The following is a 26,131-nucleotide window of genomic DNA, read 5'->3' on the forward strand; positions in this document are numbered from 1 at the left end:
TTTCCTAAGTCAAGTGATTCAATAAAATCCCAACAGTTGGCAAGTGTAATTTTCAAGGTGGATTCACATCATTGGTTTTGATGGATTGAACAAAGAGCGGTATACTGGAGGGAGAATGAGGTGATACCTATGAAACAGTCTACCCTCTGTCCCAAGTTCGAAAAAGGTATGCAGTTGTTGGGGAAGCGATGGACAGGTCTAATCTTATACCAATTGTTGTCGGGACCACAGCGCTTCTGTGGATTGGAAGGGGCCCTGCCAGTAAGCGGAAGGCTACTTTCTGAGCGTTTGAAGGATTTGGAGAAGGAAGGACTCGTGCATCGGCAGGTGTTTACTGATTCTGCTCCTGTCCGCGTAGAGTATTCCTTAACGGAGATGGGAAAAGCTCTGACTCCAGTGCTCAAAGGAATTGAGTCTTGGTCGCAGAGCTGGATCGAGTTGAATGCAGATGAAATGGCTAACGACAGCGAAGAATAACACAGCCTATATAAAAAAGCATCAGGAGAGTATGCCTGACGCTTGCCACGATGAAAACCCCTGGAGACAGGGGTTTTTCTGTTATCCGTTCATCTTCAAATCTTCAAGAAGGGTCTTCGTTCTTTTCTTGCAAAGCCTTCCACTTTAAAAATTCAATATGGCGCTTGACCTCAACCAGCTCGTCCTCTGACAGGCCATCGACATCTAAGAAGGTCGCTGGTGTTTCCCGGACAGAACCGCGTTTCCAAGATGGTTCCTCCGTGCGCCCGTGGAGAAAATCAGTGGATACTTCAAATAAATCTGCGACTTTGGAAATCAGATGAAAATCGACGCCTTTCTTTTCGCCTGACTCGATTCGCGAAAGTACCGTATTATGTATGCCCAGCTTTTCAGCTAATTGAAGTTGTGACCATTGTTTTTGCTCGCGTAGCCATTTTATGCGTTGACCAATTATGGACATCGTGAGACCACCTTTATCGTTTTGGCAATTCCATTCTAACAATTTTCCAAAACGGAAAAAACAAGATTGCTAATATGACAAAATCTGTATTGACTTTGCTAAAATTGAAAGGATATGATGTAACTATAAATATTTGCCATTTTTGCAAATCAGGAGGAGATGACTGGTGGAACGACTCAACCTCCCGTTTATCGCGCAAAGACGTAATGAGTGCAAACTGACCTTGCAAGAAATGGCGGAAGCACTCGGGTTTCGAAATGCCTCGACATACTTGAAGTACGAGAAGGGAGAATATGATTTCAAGGCTAATCATCTGCCAGTGTTGGCTAAAAAACTACGATGTAACATGCTTGATTTTTTTATTAGGTTGGTTTGCTGATTTAGCAAAAGGGGTGGGGGGCTTGAACGCTTGGGAGGCAAATAGAAGGCAGCTGGAAATATGGAGAAAGACTGTCGCTTACGAAATTGAAATGATGGCGCCACAGAGTATGCCGGCTTGCGAGGGATTTCTCGAGCGCTTGGTCATGTTTGAAAAGGAGTTGGAAAATAACGCGCGATGCCCATATAGTAGGACACATGATGGGAATGATGCCGGGTCGCGTCCGTTACCCATTCAGGAAACAGAAAAAAGCCCGGTACGGACTTCGCCGTGACCGGGCTTTCGTTATATGTTACAGCTTGCTGATCTCTTCTTTTAGCAGCTCCGAATGGGTTCCGAAGACGACTTGCACACTTCCTTGACCCAGTCGCATAACACCTGCTGCACCGAGGTCCTTCAAAGCTTTGTCATTGACCTTCTTGTCGTCCTTCAAGACGAGACGCAAACGAGTGATGCAAGCGTCTACGCTAACGATGTTTTCTTTTCCACCAATGTGAGTGAGCACTTGGATCGCTTTATCCTGCATCGAATTGTTCCTTCCCTTAGCTGTAGCTGTCATATCTTCGTCATCCTCACGTCCTGGCGTCTTGAGGTTCAGCTTTACGATAAGGAAACGGAACAGGGCGTAGTAGACCACGGCGAATGCCAGACCAATCGGGATGATCATCCAAGCATTCGTAGAGAGGTGGTAGTTGATGCCGTAGTCGATCAGACCCGCTGAGAATCCAAAGCCGTGCTTGATACCCAGAGAGGTCACGATATACCCGGACACACCCGTCAATATCGCGTGAACAAAATACAGGAGTGGAGCAGCGAACATGAACGCAAATTCAACTACCTCGGTAATCCCGGTCAGGAACGAAGCGAGAGCTGCACCAATAAACATAGAAGCAACTACTTTGCGTTTTTCAGGGCGCGCTGAGTGAATAATAGCGAAAGCCGCTCCAGGAAGTGCGAACATCATGATCGGATAGAAACCAGTCATAAACATTCCTGCTGATGGGTCTCCCGCAAAGAAACGATGCAAGTCGCCGTGTACGACTTTTCCTGTCGCATCGGTAAAGTCACCGATTTGGAACCAGGCAATCGCATTGAGTACGTGGTGCAGACCAAATGGAACGAGCAATCGGTTGAAGAATCCGAACAAGAAAGAACCTGTTGCGCCGAGACCTACGATCCAAGAGCCCAATGAGTCAAGGGCAATCTGGATCGGCCCCCAAATGATCCCGAAAATCAAGCCGACGACAACCATGGAAAGAGAAGTGATGATCGGGACGAAGCGTTTTCCACCAAAGAAGCCTAGCCATTCTGGCAGCTTGATCGAATGGTAGCGGTTGTAGAAAAACGCTGCAATACCACCCGCCATAATACCACCGATGACACCCATGTTCAGTTTTAAATCGTCCGCGATGAAAGGCATGGCAGCAGGAACAGCTGCAAGTACTTTCGTCAATACGACGTAGGCAATGACAGCGGCCAAAGCAGCAACAGCATCTCCAGCCAAGCCAATGGCAACACCGACAGCAAAGATTAATGCCAGGTTGTCAAAAATGGCTGCACCGCCAGCAGCCAAAAGCGGAGCGATGTACGAGTCCATGAATGCACCAAAGGCGCCGAGATTGAGGTCCTTCTCGAATTTGAGAAGACCAAAGCTTTGCAAAATCGCTGCGGCTGGCAACGTTGCGACCGGGAGCATGAGGGCTCTCCCAATCTTTTGCAGAAAAGCGAGCATAGGATAAAACCTCCTTGGAATGGAATGAATTTATCAGGGAAGCCGCTCTCCGGATGAATGGCAAAATGATGAGGGCACAAGGAATAAGCCGGAGAGAGACCATTCTGATCGATATGTTGAAAGCGCTTTCGCTACTTGGGTGACAAAACCTTTTATAAGGCTTTGTCTTTCAGATATTGAACGACCTCGTCTACAGTAGAGAGTGTAAGAACGTGCTCGGCCAGTTGTTTGGCTTCCTCTACGCTGGTGGAACGGATACGTTCTTTGACTTTTGGCATGACTGAAGCGGCACCGCTGAACTCATCGAGTCCCAATCCGAGCAAGAGCTTGGTAGCTAACGGATCTCCCGCCATTTCCCCACACAGCCCAGTCCAAATGCCCGCCCTATGGGAAGCTTCGATGACTTGGGAAATCAATCGTAATACGGCCGGATGGTAGTAGCTGTACAGATCGGCGATATTGGCATTCATCCGGTCTACAGCCAGGGTATATTGAACGAGATCATTCGTGCCGATGCTGAAAAAATCTACCTCTTTCGCAAACGCATCTGCTTGCAGGCAGGCACCCGGAATCTCCATCATCATGCCTACTGCGATCTTCTCGTCAAAAGCGATTCCTTCTGCCCGCAGTTCTGCTTTCGCTTGCTCCAGTAATCGTTTGGCTTCACGCAGCTGCTCCAGATGGGAAATCATCGGGAACATGATCAGCAGGCGACCAAATGCACTAGCACGTAAGAGAGCACGTAATTGCACCAGGAACAATTCCGGTCTGGCTAACGAGATGCGCATTGCGCGGAAGCCAAGGAACGGGTTTTCCTCCTGTGGAAGCGCGAGTGCCGGCAAATGCTTGTCGCCACCGACATCCAAGGTGCGAATGATGACCGGCTTGTCGCCAAAAGCAGCGGCTACATGTTTGTATGCTGCGAATTGTTCGGCCTCATCGGGAAGGGTGCTGCGATCCATAAACAAAAACTCGGAGCGGAACAAACCGATTCCTTCTACACCAGATGCGATCAGCGCATCTGATTCTTCTGGCACAGCCATGTTTGCCATCAGGTGAACGCGGTGGCCATCGGTTGTTTCGGCAGGCAGTTCTTTAATGGCTTCGTACAATTGGCGTTCCTTTTCTTCCTGCGCGGCCTTTTCCTGATAGGCAGCCAGTGTATCCGCATCAGGCGAAACAATCAGATGTCCAGAGGTTCCGTCGATGATCAGCAAACTTCCGGAGTCTACTTTTTCCATTAAGGTATCGCCTGCACCCATGACAGCGGGAATTCCGAGAGAGCGTGCCAATATGGCTGCATGAGAGGTAGCGCCGCCTTTTGCCGTGACAATTCCTCGGACATGTTGGAGCGGAAGTTGAAGCGTTTCGGATGGGGTGACGTCCCATGCAACCAGAATAAATGGCTCTTCCGGGTAGGAGATGACGGTGTCACCGCCCGAAATATTTCGAATCAGACGGCGGCTCACATCACGAATATCATCCGCGCGCTCTTTCATGTAAGCATCGTCCATACTCTCAAAGAGAGCGATGAACTGATCGGCTACTTGCGAGACGGCGGCAGATGCCACCAGTTGTTGATTTTCGATGAGCGCACTCATCTCCCCAACAAATGCCGGGTCATCCAAAAAGGCAATATGAGCAGAGAGGATGGCCGCTTTTTCCGAGCCTAATTGTTCCTCTGTCTGTTCTTTTAGCTTTTCTAGCTGTTCGCGTGCTTGCTCTACGCTCTTGCTAAGTAGTCCTAGCTCCTGAGTCGTATCCACTGGAGTGGTGGACTCTGCCTGCGTGATGGCTGTTTCGTGTGTGAGTCGTAAAACAGGGGCTATCGAAATGCCAGCGGATACCGGGATTCCTTTTAACATACATCCTTCACCTTCCTGTCCGTCGTTTACACTATATGTTTGACGAGGATTGCTCCAATAGCTGCTGAATCGCAGTGGCTACGTTTTGTTCATCCGTTCCGTCGATCTGAACGGTCAGGGTGTCGCCTTGGGAGACACCCAACGTCATGATGCCGAGAATGCTTTTGCCATCTGCGTGTTTTGTCCCTTTGCTCAGCGTAATCTTTGACTGAGATTGCGACGAACAATTCACGAGTAGAGCTGCTGGTCTCGCGTGGAGCCCACCCTCTACATTGACGGTTACTTCAAATTGAACCATGTTGTACCTCCTTCAACCATGCGTTTCGCTTTATTTTAAGACGACAGTCATAAGTGGCTCTTGGCCTGCTTGCACAGTTGCTTTTGCCACCACATTTTGTTCAGCAACCCGATCACCGTTTGTAATAACGATCGGTGTTACGATCGGACAACCCGCATCCTCCAGTACACTCTTGTCGAATTGGATGAGCTTGTCGCCAGCTTTCACTTGATCGCCAACCGAGACAAACGGGGTAAAGCCTTTCCCGTTTAATTTCACAGTATCAATTCCGATATGCATCAATATCTCAAGACCACTTTCAGTCGACAGCCCGATAGCATGATGAGTAGGGAAAAGATGTGTTACCTTTCCATCGACAGGGGAGACGAGAGTATCTGCACTTGGCAAAATCGCTACACCATCACCGACGACTTTACCTGCAAATACAGGATCAGGAACTTCGGACAGGGGGAGTACGGTACCTGTTAATGGTGCAAGAAAGGTTACCTCTTGTTGTTGTTTTTTCCGGGAAAAAAGACTGCGTAGCATAGTATCCTCCTTTTGCGTCTGAACCAAAAAAGGCATGAGACGGTTGAATTCATACGACGACATACTTACTATGTCCGTATGATCTCACCGCTCATGCCTAGTCGAGCTAGTAACACGCAGGATTATGATTTAATTTTGTTGTAATAAGCGATAAAGGTGCAGAGCCATGTAACCAACCTCGTCTTCTGGTACAGCAATCTCGAGACGGGTGGAGATGTATTGAGCCAGCTCTGTTGCCAATTGGTAGGCTTCTGGCATGGTGGTTTTGACTCGGTCCAGAAGCGGGTTCTTGATGAATTTTTGTTGACGAATGCGCTCAACGGCAAAGCGCAGATGGGTAATGAGGCGAACGTAATCAATGGTACTGCGTTCAATCGTAATGGCTGTTCGCTCTTCAATCAGGCTTACCAACTCCGTGATGATGTTGGTGAATTGGACAGCCTTTTTTACTGGGACGTAGCTGATCGCGGAGTGAATGTGCAAGGCCAGAAATCCGATTTCACTATCTGGAATGTCCAGGTCGAATGCGTTTTTGATCATATCCGCTGCCCGATTCGCCAGCGCGTACTCCTTCGTGTACAGCGTCTGGATTTCGAACAAGAACGGATTCACGATCTCCATACCGTTATTGAGCCGATAGATGGCAAACTGGATATGGTCAGGCAAGGCAACGTGGACATGTTCGTTCAATTCTGGCGTAATCTCTATCGCAATAAGAGCGATAATTTCTTCCGCAATTCCTACGACAGCAGGATCTACTTGGCTCAAGATGTTCTGATACTGCTTCTGATGATTTTCATTTTCGAGCCTGAAGCGCTTTTCCACTCGCGAGTCATGGGCGGGGATGGTATTCCCGGGTTTTGCGCCAAATCCGATTCCTTTTCCGAACAGGACAATTTCTTGTCCGGGTCCGGGTTCTTCCACGAGTACGACGTTATGGTTCAACACACGCGTAATTGCGTACGTTTTTTCCTTTTCACGGGACAATCCATTCCACCACCTTTTGATAGACAAAAACGGTCCATGACCGTATTTGCTTACCGCAAGCGGTCACATCCAATTTAATGAAAAACGCCGACGAACCATGACGTTAATCAGAAAAAAGAGCCGAAAAAACCTTTTTAACAAGAAAAAGATCTTCTCGGCTCATGCCTGCATTACCAGTAACACGCCTTGTGAAAACGCTTCAATTAAAGCTTATAATAGCTCACGTCTCGTACATTGTCAATCACCCTGTTTACGTGAAAAAACACGGTGGGCAGGAGATGCAAGAGCCTGTCCCGAATTGTTTGAACCATCAGGATAAGGGCTAAACAAAGCCAAGCGGACGCCTCATAGCAATCCGCCTGTTTTGTTACTTGGTGTACTTGTCGGCAATCGTAGATGCACAGAAGGAGTTCGGTTTGATTTCGGCACGAAAGTGGTTGGTTTCTGCTAAGCTCAACAAAGACTGGATAAACTTACGGGTAGGGCCATTCGTACCGATATCAAAATGCAGGCGGATGGGAGTATCTAAGTGGTGGTCCCGCAAATATTGGCGTACTTCTGTGGCAAGTCCGACTGCGTACATCGCTTCCTGAAATATACGCTGTTGCAAGGATGAATACCGGCGTTCCTGAAATTTGTGATAAAAGAAGGTACCCCCATGACCGGGACGAATCACCGTGATAACAAGGGCAAAAAAAGTCCCGCGGCTTTTTAATTGGGAGTCGGCCCCCACAATAATTTCAAATGGACCATCTATTGATGAGATGGTATGTTCGATGTGGGAAAACACTTCTTCTTTTGCCAGTAGACCTCTAGTCGGACTGTGAAAGCGATCAAATAACGTATTTGCAGAGGTTAAGCCCACTTACATCCCTCCAGAAAGAGGCTAACGATCTTTTGCATACTTCTTCCTTACATCATTAATGTATGTAATCTCGCAGATAGTATGTGAACGGGTAGGGACAAAAACTTCTTGAATCAACTTGTTTGGGTAAAATGGTCCGTTTGTTCGGGACGAAAGACTGTTTTTGAAGGAGCTTTAGGAAACGTGACACAAGCAAATGAACATGATTATTATATGAAACAAGCCATGGAAGAGGCCCGGAAAGCCGCTGCGATTGGTGAGGTTCCGATCGGTGCGGTCATCGTGCGTGACGGGGAAATCATAGGTCGCGGATACAACTTGCGGGAAACACAAAAAGACCCTACCTTGCACGCGGAATTGATCGCGATACGGGAGGCAAGTGAACGCTTGGGTGGATGGCGCTTGATCGGATGTACGCTGTACGTAACGTTGGAGCCGTGTCCGATGTGTGCGGGTGCAATCGTTCAAAGCCGCATCGAACAGGTAGTGTATGGCGCTCGTGATCCAAAGGCGGGCTGTGCCGGGACATTAATGAACCTGCTGGAAGAGCCGCGCTTCAATCATCAGGTGCCAGTCATAGAGGGCGTTCTTGCAGAGGAATGCGGGCAGATGCTCAAGGACTTCTTTCGTGGATTGCGAAAAAAAAGACAGCCGGTACAGGAATGACCGGGCTGTCTGGAAAAACCGTCTGCATGCAGGCGGTTTTTATTTGTTTACGTTTTGCAGCATGTGCAGCTCTTCTTCAGTCAGTTCGCGATACTCACCAGGGGCAAGTGACGGGTCAAGGTGAAGCGGGCCCATACGAATCCGTTGCAGATAGGTGACCTGCAGGTCGAAAGCAGCAAACATCCGCTTTACCTGATGGAACTTTCCTTCCATGATGGTGACACGAATCTCTGATGTTTCTCCCGAAGAGATAATCTCTAGCTTGGCTGGCAGTGTAGTAAAGTCCTCTAATTCCACGCCTTTGGCGAACTCCTGTACATGGTGCTCAGTGACCCGGCCATCGATGTGTGCAAAGTACTCCTTGTCCACTTTCTTTTTCGGGGACAAGAGGCTATGGGAGAGCTGACCATCATTGGTCAAGAGCAAGAGGCCCTCTGTATCAATATCCAGTCGGCCAACCGGATGCACCTTGATAGCCCACTCGTACGGGAGCAAGTCCACTACGGTTTCATGAACATTGTCCTCTGTAGCAGAAACCACTCCAGGCGGCTTGTTCAGCAAAACGTATACCCAGCGCTTAAAGTTGAGTGGTTCTCCATCCACAAGAATTTCCTGTTCCTCGGCAATGACATGCATCCCAGGGTCTGTTGCGACAACGCCGTCCACGACGATCAGTCGCTGTTTCACTAATGCTTTCACTTCCTTGCGTGTGCCGATTGCCATATTGGCCAGCACCTTGTCCAAACGTTCACGTTTCATATATGTTCCTCGCTTTTCTTCTGATCGGATACCAATCGTGTGTGCTGTTATTAGTTTGGCCTAATGAGCCGCGCAAATCAAGGGGGATGCAGAGGAATGAGTCTTGCATTTTTGACTGTATTTTGCTATAGTAGATAATGTTTCTGACAAACCAAATATGGAGAGATACCCAAGTGGTCATAAGGGGACGCACTCGAAATGCGTTAGGCGTCGTGAGGCGTGCGTGGGTTCGAATCCCACTCTCTCCGCTTAGATTTTTCGGATCGAAGAGAATGAAGCATATTTTTGCCAGTGAGGCAGAAGTATGCTTCATTTTTTTATATCACAAAAACTGTAAGCAAATCTCATTTTTGCGTCTAATAAGGTACAAACCCATAAAAAGGAGCGTACGAATGGATTCCGATGATCGAATAGAGCGATGGTTCCAGCAATACGGCCATGATATTTACAATTACCTCGCGTATTTTACCGGACGTAGAGATGTAGAGGATTTAGTCCAGGAAGTTTTTACGAAGGCGCTAAGAGCCTTATCAAGTTACGAAGGAAGGGCACAGCCCAAGACATGGCTTCTGACCATCGCGCGCCATGCAGCGATCGATTATAGGCGAAAGCAAAAAATGATGGACTGGTTCCCCGAAAACGTCCTCCGACTCCTCACTTCCAAAGAGCGTACACCTGAGAAGGCATTGGTGTTAAAGGAACAATTGCAGGAAGTTTATGAAGCGATGAATCATCTCAAAAGCACGTATCGAGAAGTTCTAATCCTGCGATTGATAGAGGGAGTATCTACAGTAGAGACAGCAGAAATTTTGGGCTGGAGTGAAGCAAAAGTCAGCACGACGCTCCATCGAGCTATCAAGGAATTGCAAAAACAAATGGGCAATAGCGGCAGGGAGGTCAATCTACATGACGCCATCTTTTAAAGAAAAAGAGATAAGCACAGTGCTGCAAGCATTTCCATCGCTTCAGATGGAAGAGGACAAACGACGTGAAATCGCGAGTCATATTCGTCGAGAAAGGGAGCTGCTCGTACAAATGAAAAGGCGAAAAAAGTATGCCAAGTTCATCGGGGGAGCAGTTGCTTCATTTGCTTTATTGTTTATCGCTTATCAGTGGATGCCTTCGGAGGTAACCCCATCCGTGCCAAGCGCACAACAGATGAGTAAAGAGGAGAGTCAAAAGGTACTAGCCGCTGAAACGACATCCCAAGCAGATATTGTTCTGACCCTCGATTCACAAATTCAGGAGTATGTAGAAGAAGCGATACATAAGACCAGCAAAGCCTATCAGTTCGAAAATATGACGGTAATCGTTACCGATCCAAATACCGGAGAAATTCTTGGGATGGGGAATCTGAAAAATCAGGAAACCAATGACCGGGTTCCAGATATAGTAAAAGCGAAACCAGATCCTGTGGCCGCATTTCCGATCGTGACGTTGGCGGCTGCTATTGAAGAGGGGAAGTATAAGGACAACGAAACTTACGAGTCCGGAACCTACGAGACTACCCCAGGCAAGTTTATAAAAGACCACAATAATGGTGCAGGGTGGGGACAGATTACGTATTTAGAAGGTATCCAACGTTCTTCGAATGTCGCTTTTGCCAAGCTCAGTGAACAGATACCCAATGATTCGTTGCAGCAATATTTTGAACGCTTCGGTTTTGGAGCGAAAACTGGTACTGAACAAATCAATGAACAGCCCGGAAAGATACCAAACATGGATACTCCCTATCATAAGGCAATGGTAGCTTATGGACTTGGGGGTTCTGCCTCTGCAATTCAACAAGTAGCTGCTGTCGGGGCTATCGCCAACGGTGGTGAATTGATGAAACCACATATTACGAAGGAGGAAAGGAATCACATTGACAAAGGGCGTAGAGTCATCTCAGAGGAAACAGCCAAACAGGTTCGAGAGATTTTAGAATCTGTTGTAAAAACCCCCCCCGGTTCGAGTAGAGATTTTTCTATAAAAGAACATACAGTCGCTGGGCGAACAGGGATAGCAGAGAAACGCGACCAGCAAGGAAACTTCATCGAAGGAAAATATACGTATTCGTTTATCGGATTTGCACCAAGTGATGATCCAAAGCTATTGATTTACATAGCTGTTGATAACCCGAATACAGACCTCTGGGTAAGATTATGGGGGAAAGAAATTGTTGCTCCCCCTTTCAAAGAAATCATGGAAAACAGTTTGCAGTATCTACAAGAACGATAATCAACCCATCCATCAAAAAAGGAAGCATAGCGGCATACCCCTAAAGGTATCCGAATGCTTCCTCTCTTTGTTTTCCCTATGCTACTTCCTACAAAAATAAGGTCCACACCACTTGGTTTCATGGGTCTTCACATACGTCCACGTAAAATCCTTATCCACGACGTACACATCGTATTCCTTTTCCAAGTCCGCGACAGAAAACGCCGTAGCATTTTCCAAGATCAACACTTCGTTGGAAAGCTGGTAAAACACATAGTACGACTCATGGGCAACTTGCTGAAAGGCTTCATCCGCTTCCTCGCGTTCAAGACAATCTCTCAGCTTATTGCTGAATAAATGCCACAGATACCCCTGGTAGCCGTCTTTATTTTTGAGAAAAATCCTCTCTTTATCTTCTTCGGTCAGATGGCCCGCAAAATGCTTCTCCCATTCTTCCCGTAAGTACGGTCCCCAAATAGACAGCTCCGTTGTCTTCGTGTTCTTCTCCTTCATCCGATCAGCTAGTTTCATTGGGCGCCTCCATGTTGGTACAAGTTCATCTCTAAGAAAATACGTATGAAAGAGTGGGTCGGTCACGTCTCGCCTATTGACAAAGAAATACTGGGCACATATTATAATACCCATAGGGGTATAGGTATAAGGTTGATCGATCACATTTTCACTCAAAACGTAGGAGGTAGACAACATGTCCGTACAATCGAATTTTTCTGCTGATAAAACGTTAGATTGCAAAGGCTTGGCATGTCCAATGCCTGTCGTACGCACAAAAAAAGCGATGGAAGAGATGTTACCGGGTCAAGTGATGGAGGTACAGGCGACGGATAAAGGGTCAGTGGCTGACCTGAAGAGCTGGGCAAACAATACGGGTCATGAATTTTTGGGCACGATTCAGGAGGGGGAAGTATGGAAGCATTTCCTGCGAAAAGCGAGTACCCATGAGGTGAAGGAGGAGACGAACTTCCTGCGGACCATTTCTAATGAAGAACTACAAAAAAAGCTGGAAGCCAACGAGAAGCTAACGCTCATTGATGTGCGGGAACCGGCAGAATACGCTTTTCACCGCATTCCTATAGCCATTTCAATACCCCTGGGAGTATTAGAGCAGCGCATGGATGAGTTACAGCCCGATGACGACATCTATCTCATCTGCCGATCTGGCAAACGCAGCGACATGGCTTGCCAGTTGCTGGCCGAAAAAGGTTTTACCAAAATCACCAATGTAGTACCGGGTATGTCCGGCTGGAATGGCCCGGTAGAAAAACAATAAGGGGGGAGAGAAAGATGATGGAACAACAAACAAGCGTGAAAGCAATGACAGCACACGTGCTAACGCAGCTTCTCTTTGCGCAGGAGGAATTGTTTATTCTCGACGTTCGCAATACGAGCGATTACGAGGCTTGGCAAATCGAAGGGCATCGAGTAGTGAGCATGAACATCCCTTACTTTGATTTGCTGGATGGGGTGGAGGCTGTTCTTGATAAAATCCCTGTGAAACAGAAGGTGTTGGTTGTCTGTGCAAAAGAGGGCTCGTCCATTTTTGTCGCAGAGATGCTAGCCGATGTTTCTTACCTGCAAGGAGGCATGAAGGCGTGGAGTGAGCATCTGGAGCCAGTGAAGGTGGGTGATCTCCGTGATGGCGGTGCGATTTATCAGTTTGTCCGCATTGGAAAAGGCTGCTTGTCTTACATGATCGTATCAGGGGGGGAGGCGGCAGTCGTCGATACATTGCGGATGACGGATGTGTACGAAGCATTTGCAGCAAAGCATCAATGGACGATCAAGCACACCATCGATACGCATCTACATGCGGACCATATTTCCGGTGGAAAGAAGCTGGCAGATCGGCTCGATGCATCGTATTGGCTTCCAGAAAAAGATGCGGAAGAAGTTACGCATTCCTATCGTAAGCTAGAGGAAGGGCAGGAAATTCAGGTGGGTGCAACCAAAATTGCGATCCTGCCGATCTATTCCCCCGGACATACCATCGGGAGTACGTCACTGATTGTCGATGATACGTATTTTCTCACGGGAGACAGTCTGTTCGTAGCTTCGATCGGACGCCCGGATTTAGCTGGGAAAGCAGAAGATTGGGTGGGAGACCTGCACAACACCTTGTATAATCGATATAAAGAGCTTCCCGAGCATTTAGTCGTGTTGCCTGCTCATTTTGGCAGCTACATGGAGCTTGGTCCAATGGGTGTCGTATCTGCCCTTTTGGGTGACTTGTATCGCAAAAATCCAGGGCTAACGATTGCGGATGAAAGTGAATTCCGGCATATCGTTACGCATCATTTACCGCCGCAGCCGAATGCGTATCAAGAAATTCGTCAAGTGAACATGGGGAAATTAATACCGAGCGAAGAGGAACAACAAGAGATGGAAGTAGGGCCAAATCGCTGCGCCATTCACGATAAATAACGGAGAGGTAGTTCAAAAAATCGTCTTTTGATCACGAAGTAGTCCTGAAAGTTGAATCGGCATCGAAATTGGCGTTCACCTTCAAAGTCCGGTGCTCATGTAGGTCCCCTACACTCCGCTCCTCCTTTTTCAGGTTCTCGCCACTTTCTCGGTGCTGAAAAGCCGACTTTTTGAACACTCATTTATATAACAGGAGGAATGAAAACATGGCGGATATTATGGTAGATACAAAAGGTCTGGCATGCCCGATGCCGATCGTCAAAGCAAAAAAAGCAATGGACGGAATGCAATCCGGTCAAACCATGGAGGTACTCTCGACGGATAAAGGCTCTCTGAACGATTTCACCGCATGGGTCAAGCAAACTGGGAATGAGCTGGTTTCCCATGAATTTGAGAACGGTGTGTACAAATTTTTAGTGAAAAAGCTGTAGGGAGGAAGAAGCGAGCACTATTGGATGAAGCCGCTAACAGTTCGTGTAGTGCTCGCTTACTCCTGATTTTCATAAACGATACGTACGCCAAGGTGCGTATAGATTTCTTCTTTGTAGTGGCCATTAGGGCATTGTTTTTCACTGAACAAGGCATTTTTGTGTGAGCGCAAAGGTTCTTGGCAGGTGGGGCACCGATGCTGAAAAATGGATTTGAAAAAACGAACCATTTAAATCACCTTATTCATAGTTATTTACTTGGGATTAATTTTACTTGAAGATCGTTCATTTGAAAAGAGGGTTGAGCATTCCGATGTGTTAGGTAGGAATTCGAGGAGGATATATGGACGTTTTACTGCTTCTGCTCATGGTCTCTCTCGGTTTTGTCGGCTCCTTTTTTTCCGGATTGCTCGGGATTGGCGGAGCGATCATCAGCTATCCGATGCTTCTGTTTATACCACCGGCACTAGGTGTGGCGCAGTTTTCCGCCCAGGAAGTCTCGGTGATATCGATGTTTCAAGTATTTTTCGCGTCGCTGTCTGGCGTACTGGCTTTCCGCAAAAGAAACGGGAATAACTCACCCCTGATTCATAAAGGACTCGTTAGAGATATGGGGGTAAGCATCTTGGCGGGAAGCCTGATTGGTGCGGCTCTCTCCCAATACTTGTCGAATGAAAGCATCAATTTGGTATACGGAATACTGGCGATCATCGCCGTGATTTTGATGCTCGTGAAAAATAGGGGAACAGAAGCGGCAGCAGGGGAAGTCACATATAACCGCTTCATTGCTGCTGGTGCTGCATTTGCTGTGGGAATCGTATCCGGGATTGTCGGTGCAGGGGGAGCGTTCATCCTCATTCCGATCATGCTGACTGTGTTGAAAATACCTACGCGCGTGACGATTGCCTCATCTTTGGCCATTGTATTCATCTCCGCAATAGGTGGTGTGATCGGGAAGCTGTCGGGTGGGCAAATTCCGCTCTTGCCCGTTTTGTATACGGTCATCGGAAGTGTTTTGGGGGCGCCGGTGGGCAGTATGGTCAGCGCCAAGAGCGATGTGAAATATTTGCGTTATGGCCTGATTGTGCTGATCAGTGGAACGGCTATCAAGATTTGGAGTGACATTCTATAAGGAAAGATGCTTTTCGTTGCAAAAGCTTCTTTCGCTTATTTTTATACCTATACAAGTATAAGTATTTTGAAGGAGTGTTCTTACATGGAAAAACAAAAAGAAAAAACGACGATTGTGTTGTTCAGCGGTGACTTGGATAAAGCGATTGCAGCCTTTATTATTGCGAACGGAGCGGCGGCCTATGATCATGATGTCACGATTTTCTTCACCTTCTGGGGACTGAATACCATGCGCAAGGACGAGATCGTGAAGGTAGAAAAGGGGTGGCTTGAAAAAGCATTCGGTTGGATGATGCCAAGAGGCGCCAAGAAGCTTGGACTGTCTAAAATGAACATGATGGGCATGGGGCCAGAGATGATCAAGCATGTCATGAAAAAACACAATGCCCTGACGCTTCCACAACTAATCGAGTTGGCTCAGGAGCAGGGAGTAAAGTTGGTCGCTTGTACGATGACGATGGACTTGCTCGGTCTCAAACAGGAGGAATTGCTCGACGGAATGGAGTATGCAGGTGTAGCCGCTTATTTGGGGGATGCGACACAGGCAAAAGTAAACCTATTTATTTAAAACAGCCCGCGTAGGCGCTCGCTTGACATTACCTGTATTTCGCATAAGATACCTGTATGTAAGGTTGTTCCAAGATTGATACGTATGCCTTGTCGTGAAACAGGAGGAATTCATATGGATTACAACTACAGTGACGATATCAAAAGACGTTTACGCCGAATCCAGGGACAGGTTGGCGGTGTGCTGAAAATGATGGACGAGCAGAAAAACTGCAAAGACGTAGTAGCGCAGCTCTCCGCTGTTCGCAACGCTTCAGACAAGGCGATTGCCCAGATTGTAGCGGAAAACCTGCAACGCTGTTTGTTAGAAGAGCAGGCTGCTGGAGGAGACACGAGCAAGCTGGTGAAAGAAGCGGTAGAGCTTTTGGTCAAGAGCCGTTAAACCGATTTTGGAGAGGAGCTTCCTATGAGTTTCACTACGATTCTTTTGCTGATCGCCTATGCGGTAATTATTTGGTATGTCATCTCTCGCTTCGTTCCTGTGAAAGGATTGGAAAATCTCAAGTCAGATCAGTTCAAGGAACGGGTCAACCAAAAAAGCAGGGTGCTGCTCATCGACGTACGTGAACCGCACGAATATAAAGCGGGTCATATTCCATCAGCGGTGAACATCCCTTTGTCTCAGCTCGACCATCGTGCAAAAGAAATTTCCAGCAAGAACGATATATTGCTATACTGCCGGAGCGGGATGCGAAGTAAGCAGGCAGCAAAAATGTTAAAGAAACACGGCATTCCTCAGATGGCTCATCTGCAAGGCGGATTCATTACCTGGAATGGTTCGACGAAAAAGAAGTAACAGCTAGCACCTGGTGTACGTGTGAATACCCGGGTGCTTTTTTTTATGCGATGAAAAAACAGGGTTGACATTTTGTTTCGTTGTAACTAAAATGATTACAACAGGGCGATGCGGTAACGCCTATTATTTTCGAGAGAGTTGTAACTAATTCGGTTACATCTACAACATACAAAACGGAGGGAATATCATTATGAAGATTGCAATTGTAGCAGCAAGCGGTAAAGCAGGTAAGGTGATTATGAAAGAGGCGTTGGATCGTGGTCATCAAGTGACAGCGATTGTACGTGATGCATCCAAAATTGAGCAAGCCGACGTAGCTGTGATTCAGAAAGATGTGTTTGACCTGACAGCAGCAGATTTGAACGGCTTTGACGTAGTCGTGAACGCTTTTGGTGCACCAGCAGGTCAGGAACATCTGCATGTAGAGTCAGGGAAGGCTTTGATTGAGGCGTTGAAGGGTGCTCCTTCTACACGTCTGCTCGCTGTAGGTGGTGCAGGCAGTCTGTTTGTAGACGAAGCCAAAACACTGCGTCTCGTAGAAACTCCTGATTTCCCTAAGGCTTACTTGGCAACTGCGCAAAAGCATGGAGAATACTTGCGTGTATTGGAAGAGTCAAACGGCATTCAATGGACGTATATGAGTCCATCTGCCTTTTTTGATCCAGCAGGGGAGAGAACAGGCGCGTACCAACTCGGAAAAGATCATCTGTTAGTGAACGCTAGCGGACAGAGCTATGTGAGCTATGCCGATTATGCTGTAGCCATGCTTGATGAAATCGAAAATCCGAAGCATCGCAATGAGCGCTTCACAGTAGGCTCCTAATCTCGATTCGAATTGGGCTCCTTAACAAAAAGACCAGCTTCCTACTAAAGGATAGCTGGTCTTTGTTGTGTATCGAGATTATCTACCAATCCCACCGACGAATGGGTAGGAAAACGGGCGTCCATTTAAGGAATAAATGATACCTTTGATCGGGTAGTAGATCGCCATCAGTCCAAACACAATCAGGAACGGAATCCCAATCAGCAAGAAAGTGAAGAACCAAGAAATAGCGATGAGCACCGTCATAATGATGTGGAAAAACAAAGCTTGCAGCGCCATATTTTTGGCGTCACGATTTTGTACGAGCAGCCAGACAAGAATGGGCACAAGGATCGGTGCAAAAAATGTGCTAGCGTGCGTTATGACTTTTACACCTTTATAATCCATAAATAAGTCCTCCTTGATTAGATGTAAAACTTGATCTACTGTCATTGTACCGTATGGAAACAGCTCGAAAAACCATCATGAGCGTGATTATTTACTCCGACTATAGACGGAGGAATTTTTATTTCCATTCGTTTACTGTTATAGTAGTAAGAAAATCTTTCGTTTTTGGTAGATAATTCGTAATGTTTTTTGGATATGATAAATGGATAAGCAAGAACTGAGAAGGGAGCATATAGACATGATGATCGATTGTCATCATCCAGCCAGTATGAAGGATCGGATGATGTTCTTCTATAATTTTTTGCGGTCACCTGGACAGGTAGGCAGTATTACTCCTAGCTCCCGTGCGCTTTGTAAACAAATGGTTGCGCCCATCGACTGGGAGCACGCACATACAATTGTGGAATTAGGAGCAGGAACGGGGATTTTTACGAAGTGGATCGAGCAAAAGAAAAAACCAGAAGCCGTACTGGTATCCTTTGAAAAGGAGACCAAGATGCGCAAAAGGTTGGAACCACTATTTCCCGATGTACGATTCCACGAAGATGCGGTAGATTTGAATCGGGTTCTTTCGGACGCGGGATTGGGCAAAGCCGACTGTATTTTGTCAGGACTGCCATTTGCCAACTTCCCACAAGAGCTGCGTGATCAAATTATGGATCAGGTATATCATGCGCTGAAACCAGGCGGAGTATTTGTCGCCTTTCAATATTCGCTGCAAATGAAAAAGCAGCTTTCCTCTGTATTTGAGCAAGTATCAGTGAAGATGGTTCCATTGAATCTGCCACCTGCCTTTGTCTACATTTGCCGGAAGGATGATGGCAAGGGTGTCGGCTAGGAGGATTTCTAAATGATTGTCGATATGCTGTCCGAGTCTGTGGGTCAGTTTGGCTATTTTGCTCTTTTCTTTATGTTATGGCTAGGGATTGTTGGTATGCCGATTCCTGATGAGGTGATCGTGCTGTCTGCAGGAGTGCTGACCTCGATGGGACTTCTGCATGTTATTCCTGCATTTATTGCGACCTATTTGGGTGTGGTTTCGGGGCTGTCATTGGGATATGTGCTCGGGAGATGGCTAGGTGCACCTGCACTGAACTGGATTAGTCGAAAAAAAGGAATGAACAAATACGTAGATCAAGCGCAGTCGCTTCTCGATCGTTACGGAAGCTACGCCCTATGTATCAGCTATTTCTTTCCTGTCGTCAGGCATGTGGTTCCTTACTTGGTCGGGATCGGGAAAATGACGTTTCCACGGTACGCCCTGTTTTCGTATACAACCGGCTTTGTATGGACGCTGATCTTGTTTTTGCTCGGTCATTTCATGGGAAATAAGGTGGAGATGCTTACTTCCTATGTGGCCTTATTGAATAATCGAACCGTGATTTTCTCTGTCTTAGGTGCACTGGTTCTCATTGCTGCTGCTTATTATGGATTTACCGTTTGGAGAAAACAAAAAAGCATCGCAGCTGCGCCACAACCTCTGATGATCGATCGTGATCGACAAGAGTAACCCGAATGTAATAATGACGAAGTCAACAACCCTCTGCGTGGAGCAGAGGTTTTTTGTTTTTTATCATAAAAAAAACCCGTCCTTATGTGCGGTAGTGGCACAATGGATGGGCTTTGGACAACGATTTATGAGGTAGCCTTGTTTCTTCGCATGTTTCGCTGGCGCAGCCATTCCGGCAAGATGATTCCGAGTAAGATGATCACGACACCGCTCACTTGGAGCATAGAGACAGATTCATTCAGAATGATATAGGAGGAGAGCACAGCCATAGGTAGCTCAGCTGCTCCTAATATAGCGCCCATCCCCGGTCCTATATGGGGCATTCCATAATTGAAAAAAACCGTCGGGATCAAAATACCGAAGAAGGCGAGCAAAAATACGTATGGAAACAACCCGTCCAGCAATGCTCCGTTAAATAGAAAAACGGGTGGGTAAATCAGGCTGGCCAACAGAAAAGAGCCAGTCGCCATGCTGGAACTACGTACCCACGGATTAACAGCAATGGCGATTTTTCCGCTGAACAAAATAAACAACGTAAAAGAAACGGCTGAGAGAAGACCGAAGACAACACCGAGGATATGGAATTGGGCTAATCCGCCGCTCTCAAAAATTCCTCCTGCAAGAAGGGTCCCTGTCAGCAGCAATAGAAGGGAAAAAATCGTCTCCTTTCCAGGCATTCGGCGAGTCATCACAGCTTCGACCAGTACGCCCATCCATGTGAATTGAAACAAAAGGACGATGGCGATTGAGGCAGGGATATATTGCAGGGCATTGTAGTACATAATTCCCGTGGAACCGACAGTCAGACCTACGGCGACCAATAATAGCAACTGGCGAAGGGGAGGCTTGGTCCGTAGGAAGAAAAGAGCGGGTATCCAGGTCAGCACAAAGCCCAGAAACATTTGCCCACCAATTACCTCTGCGGGCGAATAGCCTTGCTTGTAGGCAAGCTTTACGATGGTTGATAGTATGCCGTAACTACATGCTCCGAGAAAAACCAGGAGGATGTATCTCATCTGATGCATCTCCTCACATACGATAATAATTCTTAGCTAGGATATTACGACAGCGTCCGTTTGTCTATGGATGAAGAAGATTCCATTTTTGGTTCGAACAAAGGTTTACGTTTGATCCCAGCGGGAAATAGTGAAGTGACACTATATAATCGTGCCCACTATAAATGGTGTAGCTATTGGTTTGGTGAACAGGTTAGATAAAAGGGGGAGGCTTGTGTACCTGAAGTGGAGGGATCGATTATTTTCCACATTTTTATTGTTAATTCTAGGGCCGACTATGTTTGTTTGCTTCCTTTTTTATGATCAAGCCAAAGAGGCAGTGTTTGAACTGTACAAGACGAACATGGATGCGAATATAGGGCTCGTCGATGAACGGCTTTTGTCCCTTTTTCAGTCTATCCAAAAGGAAACCGATGAATTGGCGAATAGACTGGCCGTGCGTATCACAGAGGAACCATCTTTTGTCGAAGGGAAAAAGAATGGCTTCAGGCGTGAATGGACATCGGAGGAACAAGTCCAAAATCTATTCGAGCGTTTCTCCCGCAACCAAAATGTAGTAGGAAATATTGTTTTTCTCGGTGAGGATGGAAGAGTTTTCTCCTTGCACGAAGATAAGAGTTGGAGTGCGGATAATCAATTTATGGAACGAGAGCAATGGGGAACCGGAGAAAACAGGGTAGATTTTCTTACCAAAAGGGAGCAAGAGAAGCACCCAAGATCATTTTTTCTCGAGAAGCGCCTGGAGAGTTCGAATCCAAAAGCTACGGGACTTTTATTGGTGGAAATCAATCTGGATAAACTGACTGACTGGATCCGTACCTATGTCGTTCCAAAAGAGTATGGCATGATGGTCCTTTCCCCCTCCCGAACGATTATGATTCACACCGATAAAGCTATGATTGGAAATCATGTTTCGACGCTTCCTCATTATGAAATGGTACGCAGGCAGTGGGAACAATCCAATGAAAAAGGACTCTTTTCCTTGCTCATCCAAGGCAAAAACATTTACGTATACCGTCAAGTGTCTGAAAAAAGCGGTGGTGCTTATTTTGAGTGGTTGCCGAGAGAGGGGATTAATGAACGATTACAACGATTGAACCTCATCTTTTGTTTCACCCTTTTTATCGTGGTCTTATTTGCCTGTTATGTGGCTCATCGTTTATCAAAATGGATTGGTGAGCCGATCTATAGCTTGGTTTCCGCCACTGACTCCTTGTTGAAAGGTGATTTTTCCATACGCGTCCCGATACATGGTATGAAAGAAATAACGCTACTGGAGAATAAGTTCAACACTATGGCAGAACAGATGCATGCGTTAATTACCCGAGAGCGGGAGTATTCGCAACAGAGCCTGGATCAAATCGTTCGCAGCTTTTATTTAGCGGTAGAGATGAAGGACCCTTATACAGCAGGACATACAGAACGAGTTACGCACTATGCCCTTATCATTTACGATTATTTACAGCAGCAGGAACAGCTTGTAGTTTCACGAGATGATTTACGTTATGCTGGCTTAATGCATGATATCGGAAAAGTAGCCATTCCTGATCACGTCCTTTTAAAAACAGGAAAGCTATCGCCAGACGAGTATGAATGTATGAAAACTCATTCCATCATCAGTGGAGAAATTGTAGAGCAAATAGAAAACCTGTCACATATCAGTCCAGGGGTAAGGCATCATCATGAGCGATGGGATGGAAAAGGATACCCTGATCAGCTCAATGGGGAAGAAATCCCGCTGATTGGGCGTATTCTTGCCGTCGCAGATACGTTTGATGCCATGACTTCTACACGTTCCTATCGCAAAGCCATGACCGCAATAGAGGCGTACGAAGAAATTCTCCGATGCCAAGGAACACAATTCGACCCCTCCATTGTTTCGATTTTTAAGAAGGCTTTTGAGGATGGAGCTATTCAGATTACACAATCGGCTGATTGTAAGGGAAGAGTTAGTAAGGATAGAGAGATTTCCTAGCGCTGGATAGGTTTACTCCTTGCTATCGGCTACTAACTTTGGTATTCTAATTCTACCGTGCTAGACGGGGAGGTTGCGGTGCCCTGTAACCTGCAATCCGCAATAGCAGGGTTGAATTCCTATCCTAGGTTTTCTTATGTGAGGCTGCCTTATGGCGGCGGTGTTGAGGAGCGGGTCCTGTGCAACGCGAACCCATGAACCTGGTCAGGTCCGGAAGGAAGCAGCCATAAGTGGATCATCGCGTGTGCCGCAGGGTAGCCTGCTCTGAGCTGCTACCATAAGTAACGCTCGGATAAGAATTATCGAAGATAGGTGCACGGTACTTATCACGCATGTACAGATAGCATGTTTCCGAAGGGAAGCATGCTATTTTTATTTTGCGATCCAATTATTTTTTGTTGGAATTTGACGATAACTAGCGAAACATTTCCATGCTTTTCAGGTGGATAGAATGAAGGTTTTACGAGCATTTTCACGAATTTTCATAATAGGCGGAAAGGATTTCGTTTCTTTCCTTTCAAAATACGTCATAGGCCAGGAGGGACAAGCTATGAGTGCACTTTCTTCGTTACATCTCGTTGGCTCGTCCGGTCGATTGCAGCGGTTCATGCATCAACTGCCTACTGCCGTTTTATTGGTCAATCAAGCGGGTAGTATCGTGGAGGTCAACGAACAACTGCTTCGTGTAACCGGATATTCACGCGATCAACTTGTCAATACGCCTATCAGCTCTCTTCTTCCCCATCGAGGTTCCATGGAGCACCTGTATGAGGAATATTTGCGAAAGGAAGAAGAAGTGGGAACCAAAGGCGAGGTCGAACTGGAATGGTGTGATAAACAGGGGAGATGCAGGAACACATCTGTCATGATCATGGCACAACAAGCAGAAGAACTTCTGTACATGATCCATTTTCCCCAACTCGTAAAAGAAAGCGACCAGCTCTTGTCGCAACGATTGCTGACCAAACTGACCTATGATACAAGCATGGGCTTGTTTATCCTCGACGAGAAATCGATCATTATTGAAGCCAGTCAGACGGCGTGCAAGCTGTTGGGTATGGAGAGACTGGACGTCATCAATAAACACGTCGATCAAGTATTTAGCGGCATCCCCGAACCGCATCGGTTCATTAAAAAAGAATTGTTGGAAGGCGTAAAGCTGCAAAATGTCGCGACTTCCTGGACGAATGACAATCAACGCTATGAGCTGATTGTCGACGCAAATACACTCCAAGACGAGTCAGGGAAAATAGTAGGGGCGTTTATTCTTTTCAAAGACATAACAAACCTGCGATCCTTCGCCCAAAAGCTCGAGCGGAATGAACGCTTGGCGATGATCGGGCAAATTGCTGCTGGTACAGCACACGAGATTCGCAATCCACTTACCTCGATCAAAGGATTTCTGCAAATGTTCCTCAGGTTATTCGGTGACAGCGGCATGGAAAGGGAGAAAACGTACACCGAAATCATGCTCACCGAAATCAATCGCATCAATTCTTTAGTCAGTGAATTCCTACTGTTGAGCAAGCCTCGGAATATTCAATATTCCATGGTCGACTTAAATACTGTTTTTGAGGAAATTTTGCCGATCGTCGAGTCACAGGCGAATCTGTACGGAATTGATGTCCAGTTTGCTTCTCGCGGTAAGCTTCCGATGGTCGTCGGGGATAACGAGCTATTGAAGCAAGTGTTCATTAATATCTGCAAAAATGGAATAGAAGCAATGGGAGAGCAAGGGTCGCTTCGGATTTCCCATCATTTCGATCAGGATGGCGACAAAGTGAGTATCGATATCCACGATACAGGTCCGGGCATTCCGCTTTACATTATTGATAAGATTTTTGATCCGTTTTTTACGACAAAAGAGGAAGGGACAGGGCTCGGATTGTCTGTCTGCCAAAAAATTATTCACGATATTGGCGGTCAAATCCGTGTCTCCTCCAAAGGGTTTGGGACGACCTTCCATATCATGCTGCCGTATTAGGAGTAGAATGCGTCCCGCACAATTGTGAGCGGGGCGTTTTTTAAGTGAGACATGTCCGTTCACTTTGTACGAACGGTGGCAATCGTGTATACTGAATAGGATATAGAAGAGGACTGTGCAGATGGGGAGTGTCACACGAACATGGCTTATACCGCGCTATACCGCGTATACCGACCGCAGACTTTTCAAGACGTAGTCGGACAAGAGCATGTTACGACAACCTTGCGTAATGCTTTACGCGAAAATAGGCTGTCCCATGCCTATTTATTCAACGGTCCCCGAGGTACGGGAAAAACAAGTGCAGCCAAAATTATGGCGAAAGCAGTGAACTGCGAGCAGCCCATAGATGGCGAGCCATGCAATCAATGCGATACGTGTAGAGCCATCTCCAACGGTTCTGTAACGGATGTGCTGGAAATCGACGCGGCATCCAACCGTGGTGTTGAAGAGATCCGCGACATTCGCGACAAAGTGAAATTTGCCCCGAGTGACGTCAGGTATAAAGTGTACATCATCGATGAGGTGCATATGCTGACGACAGAGGCATTTAACGCTTTGTTAAAAACTCTCGAAGAGCCGCCGTCCCACGTCATTTTTATTTTGGCGACGACAGAGCCACACAAGCTGCCAGCGACGATTATCTCTCGTTGCCAGCGCTTTGATTTTCACCGAATTCCACTGAGAGTGATGGTCGATCTTTTGCAAAAGATTTGCCAATCACAAGGGGTGCAGGTGGAGGAGCAGGCCCTGCAGCTCGTAGCGAAGATGGCTGAAGGTGGAGCCCGTGATGCTCTTAGCTTGTTGGACCAAGCGATTAGCTATAGCAAGGACGAGGTTCGTGCTAGTGATATTATGCAGATTACGGGCACAGTTGCCCAATCTTACTTTTCTGTGCTTGCGCGGCATATTGCCGAAAATGATGTTGCGCAGGTCATGGAGCAATTTGATACAGTCATGGTGCAAGGGAAGGACCCGGAGCAGTTCCTGCACGATTTCCTTTACTATTACCGCGATATGCTGTTATTGAAGACAGCGCCGCAGCTAGAAGAGATTGTCGAGCGGACCATGATTGATGATCAGTTTGCAGAGGTTGCAAAGCTGTACTCATTTCCGGTGCTTTACGCAGCGATTGAGACCTGCAATCAGGCTTTGTCGCAATTAAAATGGTCGACCTATGCAAGGGTGTTGGTTGAACTGACCCTTGCCAAAATGTGCCAGCCTAATGCAAATGCAAATGCGACGGAATCTATGGGTGCAGCATCACCCGTTAACAGCGAGGAACTGACCGCGATGTCCAATCGCATCCGCGTTTTGGAAGAGCGTTTGGTTCAAGTGATGCAAGGTCAGGTGAGTATTCCAGGCCAACAAAAGGCCGAAGAAACGCGCAAGAACGAGCCAAGGCGCATAGCTGCGGCTTCTGGTGGTTCACGAACCCCGATGAATAGAGTCAGGGAAGTCGCGAAGGCCATGGATGAGAATTTGACGAGACAGGTGCGCGGGCAGTGGAGTCAAATTTTGACCGAACTGAAAAAGATCAAGATTCAGTACCAGGCTTGGCTAGTCAATGGTCAACCGGTAGCTGCCGGCAATGAAGCTGTTGTCGTAACCTTCAACAGTGCCATCCATTGCGATAAGACGATGGAGGCAGAGCTTCGGAGCGTGATCGAGCGCGTTATGTCTACGGTGCTGGGCAAGCCCCTGCAGCTCTTGTCTGTCATGGAGGAAGAGTGGCAAAGTGTAGACCAGCAGGTTGGTCAAAAAGACGCTTCTGATGAGCCAGAAGAGGACCCGTTTTTGGCGGAAGCCATCAAGCTCGTCGGAGAAGGTCTTGTTGAAGTCAAAGACTAAATCATACACTCA

At 46.9% G+C, this 26,131-nt stretch carries 29 protein-coding genes, 1 tRNA gene and 1 other RNA gene; 20 read left to right on the forward strand and 11 right to left on the reverse strand.

The features are described from left to right. Positions 1-129 precede the first annotated feature (129 nt). Complete coding sequence (locus tag HP399_RS00345; RefSeq protein WP_039960453.1) at positions 130-477, forward strand: winged helix-turn-helix transcriptional regulator; 348 nt, start codon at positions 130-132, stop codon at positions 475-477. Positions 478-580: 103 nt separating this feature from the next. Here HP399_RS00345 and HP399_RS00350 read toward each other — a convergent pair whose 3' ends face one another. Further along, entirely contained in the window at positions 581-937 is a 357-nt protein-coding gene (locus tag HP399_RS00350; protein WP_228088427.1) for a helix-turn-helix domain-containing protein, read from the reverse strand. Positions 938-1,103: 166 nt separating this feature from the next. Here HP399_RS00350 and HP399_RS00355 point away from each other — a divergent pair, with 166 nt between their 5' ends. Continuing rightward, positions 1,104-1,316 carry a helix-turn-helix domain-containing protein gene (locus HP399_RS00355; protein ID WP_173620788.1) on the forward strand — a complete coding sequence of 71 codons (213 nt, stop codon included), beginning with the start codon at positions 1,104-1,106 and terminating at the stop codon, positions 1,314-1,316. A 292-nt stretch (positions 1,317-1,608) separates the two neighbouring features. Here the strand turns inward: HP399_RS00355 and nagE are convergent, their stop codons facing one another. From nagE to HP399_RS00385, 6 genes are all read right to left on the reverse strand, one after another. Beyond that, positions 1,609-3,048, reverse strand: coding sequence for an N-acetylglucosamine-specific PTS transporter subunit IIBC (gene nagE, locus HP399_RS00360; RefSeq protein WP_173620787.1), 1,440 nt, complete (start codon positions 3,046-3,048; stop codon positions 1,609-1,611). Positions 3,049-3,200: 152 nt separating this feature from the next. Then, positions 3,201-4,913: a phosphoenolpyruvate--protein phosphotransferase gene (gene ptsP / locus HP399_RS00365; protein WP_173620786.1), complete on the reverse strand. Its 1,713-nt coding sequence runs from the start codon at positions 4,911-4,913 to the stop codon at positions 3,201-3,203. A gap of 31 nt (positions 4,914-4,944) precedes the next feature. Next, complete coding sequence (locus tag HP399_RS00370) at positions 4,945-5,211, reverse strand: HPr family phosphocarrier protein (RefSeq protein WP_144618346.1); 267 nt, start codon at positions 5,209-5,211, stop codon at positions 4,945-4,947. A 30-nt stretch (positions 5,212-5,241) separates the two neighbouring features. Further along, positions 5,242-5,739 (reverse strand): PTS sugar transporter subunit IIA, encoded by a 498-nt coding sequence (locus HP399_RS00375; RefSeq protein WP_007719817.1) that lies wholly within the window; start codon positions 5,737-5,739, stop codon positions 5,242-5,244. A gap of 129 nt (positions 5,740-5,868) precedes the next feature. After that, complete coding sequence (gene glcT / locus HP399_RS00380) at positions 5,869-6,726, reverse strand: glucose PTS transporter transcription antiterminator GlcT (RefSeq protein WP_173620785.1); 858 nt, start codon at positions 6,724-6,726, stop codon at positions 5,869-5,871. 367 nt (positions 6,727-7,093) lie between these two features. Then, positions 7,094-7,591 (reverse strand): ribonuclease H-like YkuK family protein, encoded by a 498-nt coding sequence (locus tag HP399_RS00385; RefSeq protein WP_007719824.1) that lies wholly within the window; start codon positions 7,589-7,591, stop codon positions 7,094-7,096. Positions 7,592-7,774: 183 nt separating this feature from the next. On the opposite strand from HP399_RS00385, the gene tadA reads away from it, so the two are divergent. After that, the gene (tadA, locus tag HP399_RS00390; RefSeq protein WP_173620784.1) at positions 7,775-8,257 is read left to right on the forward strand and encodes a tRNA adenosine(34) deaminase TadA; all 483 of its coding nucleotides are present in this window, start codon (positions 7,775-7,777) and stop codon (positions 8,255-8,257) included. A 39-nt stretch (positions 8,258-8,296) separates the two neighbouring features. Here tadA and HP399_RS00395 read toward each other — a convergent pair whose 3' ends face one another. Continuing rightward, the gene (locus tag HP399_RS00395; RefSeq protein ID WP_173620783.1) at positions 8,297-9,016 is read right to left on the reverse strand and encodes a pseudouridine synthase; all 720 of its coding nucleotides are present in this window, start codon (positions 9,014-9,016) and stop codon (positions 8,297-8,299) included. 159 nt (positions 9,017-9,175) lie between these two features. Between HP399_RS00395 and HP399_RS00400 the strand changes: the two genes are divergently transcribed. The 3 genes from HP399_RS00400 (at position 9,176) to HP399_RS00410 (ending at position 11,236) form a co-directional block, all read left to right on the forward strand. Continuing rightward, a tRNA-Ser gene (locus HP399_RS00400) sits at positions 9,176-9,264 on the forward strand. A 144-nt stretch (positions 9,265-9,408) separates the two neighbouring features. Continuing rightward, entirely contained in the window at positions 9,409-9,939 is a 531-nt protein-coding gene (locus HP399_RS00405; protein ID WP_173620782.1) for an RNA polymerase sigma factor, read from the forward strand. Next, positions 9,923-11,236 carry a peptidoglycan D,D-transpeptidase FtsI family protein gene (locus tag HP399_RS00410; RefSeq protein WP_173620781.1) on the forward strand — a complete coding sequence of 438 codons (1,314 nt, stop codon included), beginning with the start codon at positions 9,923-9,925 and terminating at the stop codon, positions 11,234-11,236. The genes HP399_RS00405 and HP399_RS00410 overlap by 17 nt, the downstream gene beginning before the upstream one ends. An 81-nt stretch (positions 11,237-11,317) precedes the next feature. Here HP399_RS00410 and HP399_RS00415 read toward each other — a convergent pair whose 3' ends face one another. Continuing rightward, on the reverse strand, positions 11,318-11,746 hold the full coding sequence (locus HP399_RS00415) for a DUF4275 family protein (protein WP_173620780.1): 429 nt from the start codon (positions 11,744-11,746) through the stop codon (positions 11,318-11,320). Positions 11,747-11,921: 175 nt separating this feature from the next. On the opposite strand from HP399_RS00415, the gene HP399_RS00420 reads away from it, so the two are divergent. The 8 genes from HP399_RS00420 to HP399_RS00455 all read left to right on the forward strand — a co-directional run bounded on the left by HP399_RS00420 (position 11,922) and on the right by HP399_RS00455 (position 17,399). Further along, complete coding sequence (locus HP399_RS00420; protein WP_173620779.1) at positions 11,922-12,503, forward strand: sulfurtransferase TusA family protein; 582 nt, start codon at positions 11,922-11,924, stop codon at positions 12,501-12,503. Positions 12,504-12,517: 14 nt separating this feature from the next. Next, positions 12,518-13,654, forward strand: a complete 1,137-nt coding sequence (locus tag HP399_RS00425; protein WP_173620778.1) for an MBL fold metallo-hydrolase — start codon at positions 12,518-12,520, stop codon at positions 13,652-13,654. Positions 13,655-13,860: 206 nt separating this feature from the next. Next, positions 13,861-14,085 (forward strand): sulfurtransferase TusA family protein, encoded by a 225-nt coding sequence (locus tag HP399_RS00430; RefSeq protein WP_173620777.1) that lies wholly within the window; start codon positions 13,861-13,863, stop codon positions 14,083-14,085. 340 nt (positions 14,086-14,425) lie between these two features. Further along, on the forward strand, positions 14,426-15,214 hold the full coding sequence (locus HP399_RS00435) for a sulfite exporter TauE/SafE family protein (RefSeq protein WP_173620776.1): 789 nt from the start codon (positions 14,426-14,428) through the stop codon (positions 15,212-15,214). Positions 15,215-15,298: 84 nt separating this feature from the next. After that, positions 15,299-15,781: a DsrE/DsrF/DrsH-like family protein gene (locus HP399_RS00440; RefSeq protein WP_007719857.1), complete on the forward strand. Its 483-nt coding sequence runs from the start codon at positions 15,299-15,301 to the stop codon at positions 15,779-15,781. Positions 15,782-15,895: 114 nt separating this feature from the next. Beyond that, positions 15,896-16,162, forward strand: coding sequence for a metal-sensitive transcriptional regulator (locus tag HP399_RS00445; RefSeq protein ID WP_173620775.1), 267 nt, complete (start codon positions 15,896-15,898; stop codon positions 16,160-16,162). A gap of 24 nt (positions 16,163-16,186) precedes the next feature. After that, on the forward strand, positions 16,187-16,576 hold the full coding sequence (locus tag HP399_RS00450; RefSeq protein ID WP_173620774.1) for a rhodanese-like domain-containing protein: 390 nt from the start codon (positions 16,187-16,189) through the stop codon (positions 16,574-16,576). Positions 16,577-16,766: 190 nt separating this feature from the next. After that, complete coding sequence (locus HP399_RS00455) at positions 16,767-17,399, forward strand: NAD(P)-dependent oxidoreductase (protein WP_173620773.1); 633 nt, start codon at positions 16,767-16,769, stop codon at positions 17,397-17,399. A gap of 78 nt (positions 17,400-17,477) precedes the next feature. Here HP399_RS00455 and HP399_RS00460 read toward each other — a convergent pair whose 3' ends face one another. Then, positions 17,478-17,786, reverse strand: a complete 309-nt coding sequence (locus tag HP399_RS00460) for a DUF4870 domain-containing protein (protein ID WP_069852527.1) — start codon at positions 17,784-17,786, stop codon at positions 17,478-17,480. Positions 17,787-18,024: 238 nt separating this feature from the next. Here HP399_RS00460 and HP399_RS00465 point away from each other — a divergent pair, with 238 nt between their 5' ends. Both HP399_RS00465 and HP399_RS00470 read left to right on the forward strand, forming a co-directional pair. Next, a complete protein-coding gene (locus HP399_RS00465; RefSeq protein ID WP_173620772.1) occupies positions 18,025-18,624 on the forward strand; it encodes a class I SAM-dependent methyltransferase in 600 nt (199 codons plus the stop codon). A gap of 12 nt (positions 18,625-18,636) precedes the next feature. Beyond that, the gene (locus HP399_RS00470) at positions 18,637-19,296 is read left to right on the forward strand and encodes a DedA family protein (protein ID WP_173620771.1); all 660 of its coding nucleotides are present in this window, start codon (positions 18,637-18,639) and stop codon (positions 19,294-19,296) included. 125 nt (positions 19,297-19,421) lie between these two features. Here HP399_RS00470 and HP399_RS00475 read toward each other — a convergent pair whose 3' ends face one another. Continuing rightward, positions 19,422-20,312, reverse strand: coding sequence for an EamA family transporter (locus HP399_RS00475; RefSeq protein ID WP_173620770.1), 891 nt, complete (start codon positions 20,310-20,312; stop codon positions 19,422-19,424). 214 nt (positions 20,313-20,526) lie between these two features. Between HP399_RS00475 and HP399_RS00480 the strand changes: the two genes are divergently transcribed. The 4 genes from HP399_RS00480 (at position 20,527) to dnaX (ending at position 26,119) form a co-directional block, all read left to right on the forward strand. Then, positions 20,527-22,287: an HD-GYP domain-containing protein gene (locus HP399_RS00480; protein WP_173620769.1), complete on the forward strand. Its 1,761-nt coding sequence runs from the start codon at positions 20,527-20,529 to the stop codon at positions 22,285-22,287. 55 nt (positions 22,288-22,342) lie between these two features. Further along, an RNA gene (ffs, locus tag HP399_RS00485) (signal recognition particle sRNA large type) lies at positions 22,343-22,607 on the forward strand. Between the two features lie 230 nt (positions 22,608-22,837). Further along, on the forward strand, positions 22,838-24,271 hold the full coding sequence (locus tag HP399_RS00490) for a PAS domain-containing sensor histidine kinase (protein WP_173620768.1): 1,434 nt from the start codon (positions 22,838-22,840) through the stop codon (positions 24,269-24,271). Positions 24,272-24,412: 141 nt separating this feature from the next. Continuing rightward, positions 24,413-26,119, forward strand: a complete 1,707-nt coding sequence (gene dnaX / locus HP399_RS00495; RefSeq protein ID WP_173620767.1) for a DNA polymerase III subunit gamma/tau — start codon at positions 24,413-24,415, stop codon at positions 26,117-26,119. Positions 26,120-26,131: the final 12 nt, after the last annotated feature.

It is taken from the genome of Brevibacillus sp. DP1.3A (genome assembly GCF_013284245.2).
Classification (GTDB): Bacteria; Bacillota; Bacilli; order Brevibacillales; family Brevibacillaceae; genus Brevibacillus.

Excerpts from the sequence above, each read along its gene's own strand:
- ptsP (WP_173620786.1), bottom strand. The coding sequence starts at position 4,913 with ATGTTAAAAGGAATCCCGGTATCCGCTGGCATTTCGATAGCCCCTGTT.
- HP399_RS00425 (WP_173620778.1), top strand. The coding sequence starts at position 12,518 with ATGATGGAACAACAAACAAGCGTGAAAGCAATGACAGCACACGTGCTA.
- HP399_RS00450 (WP_173620774.1), top strand. The coding sequence starts at position 16,187 with ATGAGTTTCACTACGATTCTTTTGCTGATCGCCTATGCGGTAATTATT.
- HP399_RS00395 (WP_173620783.1), bottom strand. The coding sequence starts at position 9,016 with ATGAAACGTGAACGTTTGGACAAGGTGCTGGCCAATATGGCAATCGGC.
- HP399_RS00445 (WP_173620775.1), top strand. The coding sequence starts at position 15,896 with ATGGATTACAACTACAGTGACGATATCAAAAGACGTTTACGCCGAATC.
- dnaX (WP_173620767.1), top strand. The coding sequence starts at position 24,413 with ATGGCTTATACCGCGCTATACCGCGTATACCGACCGCAGACTTTTCAA.
- HP399_RS00375 (WP_007719817.1), bottom strand. The coding sequence starts at position 5,739 with ATGCTACGCAGTCTTTTTTCCCGGAAAAAACAACAACAAGAGGTAACC.
- HP399_RS00440 (WP_007719857.1), top strand. The coding sequence starts at position 15,299 with ATGGAAAAACAAAAAGAAAAAACGACGATTGTGTTGTTCAGCGGTGAC.
- HP399_RS00455 (WP_173620773.1), top strand. The coding sequence starts at position 16,767 with ATGAAGATTGCAATTGTAGCAGCAAGCGGTAAAGCAGGTAAGGTGATT.
- HP399_RS00350 (WP_228088427.1), bottom strand. The coding sequence starts at position 937 with ATGTCCATAATTGGTCAACGCATAAAATGGCTACGCGAGCAAAAACAA.
- HP399_RS00460 (WP_069852527.1), bottom strand. The coding sequence starts at position 17,786 with ATGGATTATAAAGGTGTAAAAGTCATAACGCACGCTAGCACATTTTTT.
- HP399_RS00370 (WP_144618346.1), bottom strand. The coding sequence starts at position 5,211 with ATGGTTCAATTTGAAGTAACCGTCAATGTAGAGGGTGGGCTCCACGCG.
- HP399_RS00420 (WP_173620779.1), top strand. The coding sequence starts at position 11,922 with ATGTCCGTACAATCGAATTTTTCTGCTGATAAAACGTTAGATTGCAAA.
- HP399_RS00410 (WP_173620781.1), top strand. The coding sequence starts at position 9,923 with ATGACGCCATCTTTTAAAGAAAAAGAGATAAGCACAGTGCTGCAAGCA.
- HP399_RS00430 (WP_173620777.1), top strand. The coding sequence starts at position 13,861 with ATGGCGGATATTATGGTAGATACAAAAGGTCTGGCATGCCCGATGCCG.
- HP399_RS00345 (WP_039960453.1), top strand. The coding sequence starts at position 130 with ATGAAACAGTCTACCCTCTGTCCCAAGTTCGAAAAAGGTATGCAGTTG.
- nagE (WP_173620787.1), bottom strand. The coding sequence starts at position 3,048 with ATGCTCGCTTTTCTGCAAAAGATTGGGAGAGCCCTCATGCTCCCGGTC.
- HP399_RS00465 (WP_173620772.1), top strand. The coding sequence starts at position 18,025 with ATGATGATCGATTGTCATCATCCAGCCAGTATGAAGGATCGGATGATG.
- HP399_RS00470 (WP_173620771.1), top strand. The coding sequence starts at position 18,637 with ATGATTGTCGATATGCTGTCCGAGTCTGTGGGTCAGTTTGGCTATTTT.
- HP399_RS00490 (WP_173620768.1), top strand. The coding sequence starts at position 22,838 with ATGAGTGCACTTTCTTCGTTACATCTCGTTGGCTCGTCCGGTCGATTG.
- HP399_RS00405 (WP_173620782.1), top strand. The coding sequence starts at position 9,409 with ATGGATTCCGATGATCGAATAGAGCGATGGTTCCAGCAATACGGCCAT.
- HP399_RS00415 (WP_173620780.1), bottom strand. The coding sequence starts at position 11,746 with ATGAAACTAGCTGATCGGATGAAGGAGAAGAACACGAAGACAACGGAG.
- HP399_RS00475 (WP_173620770.1), bottom strand. The coding sequence starts at position 20,312 with ATGAGATACATCCTCCTGGTTTTTCTCGGAGCATGTAGTTACGGCATA.
- HP399_RS00435 (WP_173620776.1), top strand. The coding sequence starts at position 14,426 with ATGGACGTTTTACTGCTTCTGCTCATGGTCTCTCTCGGTTTTGTCGGC.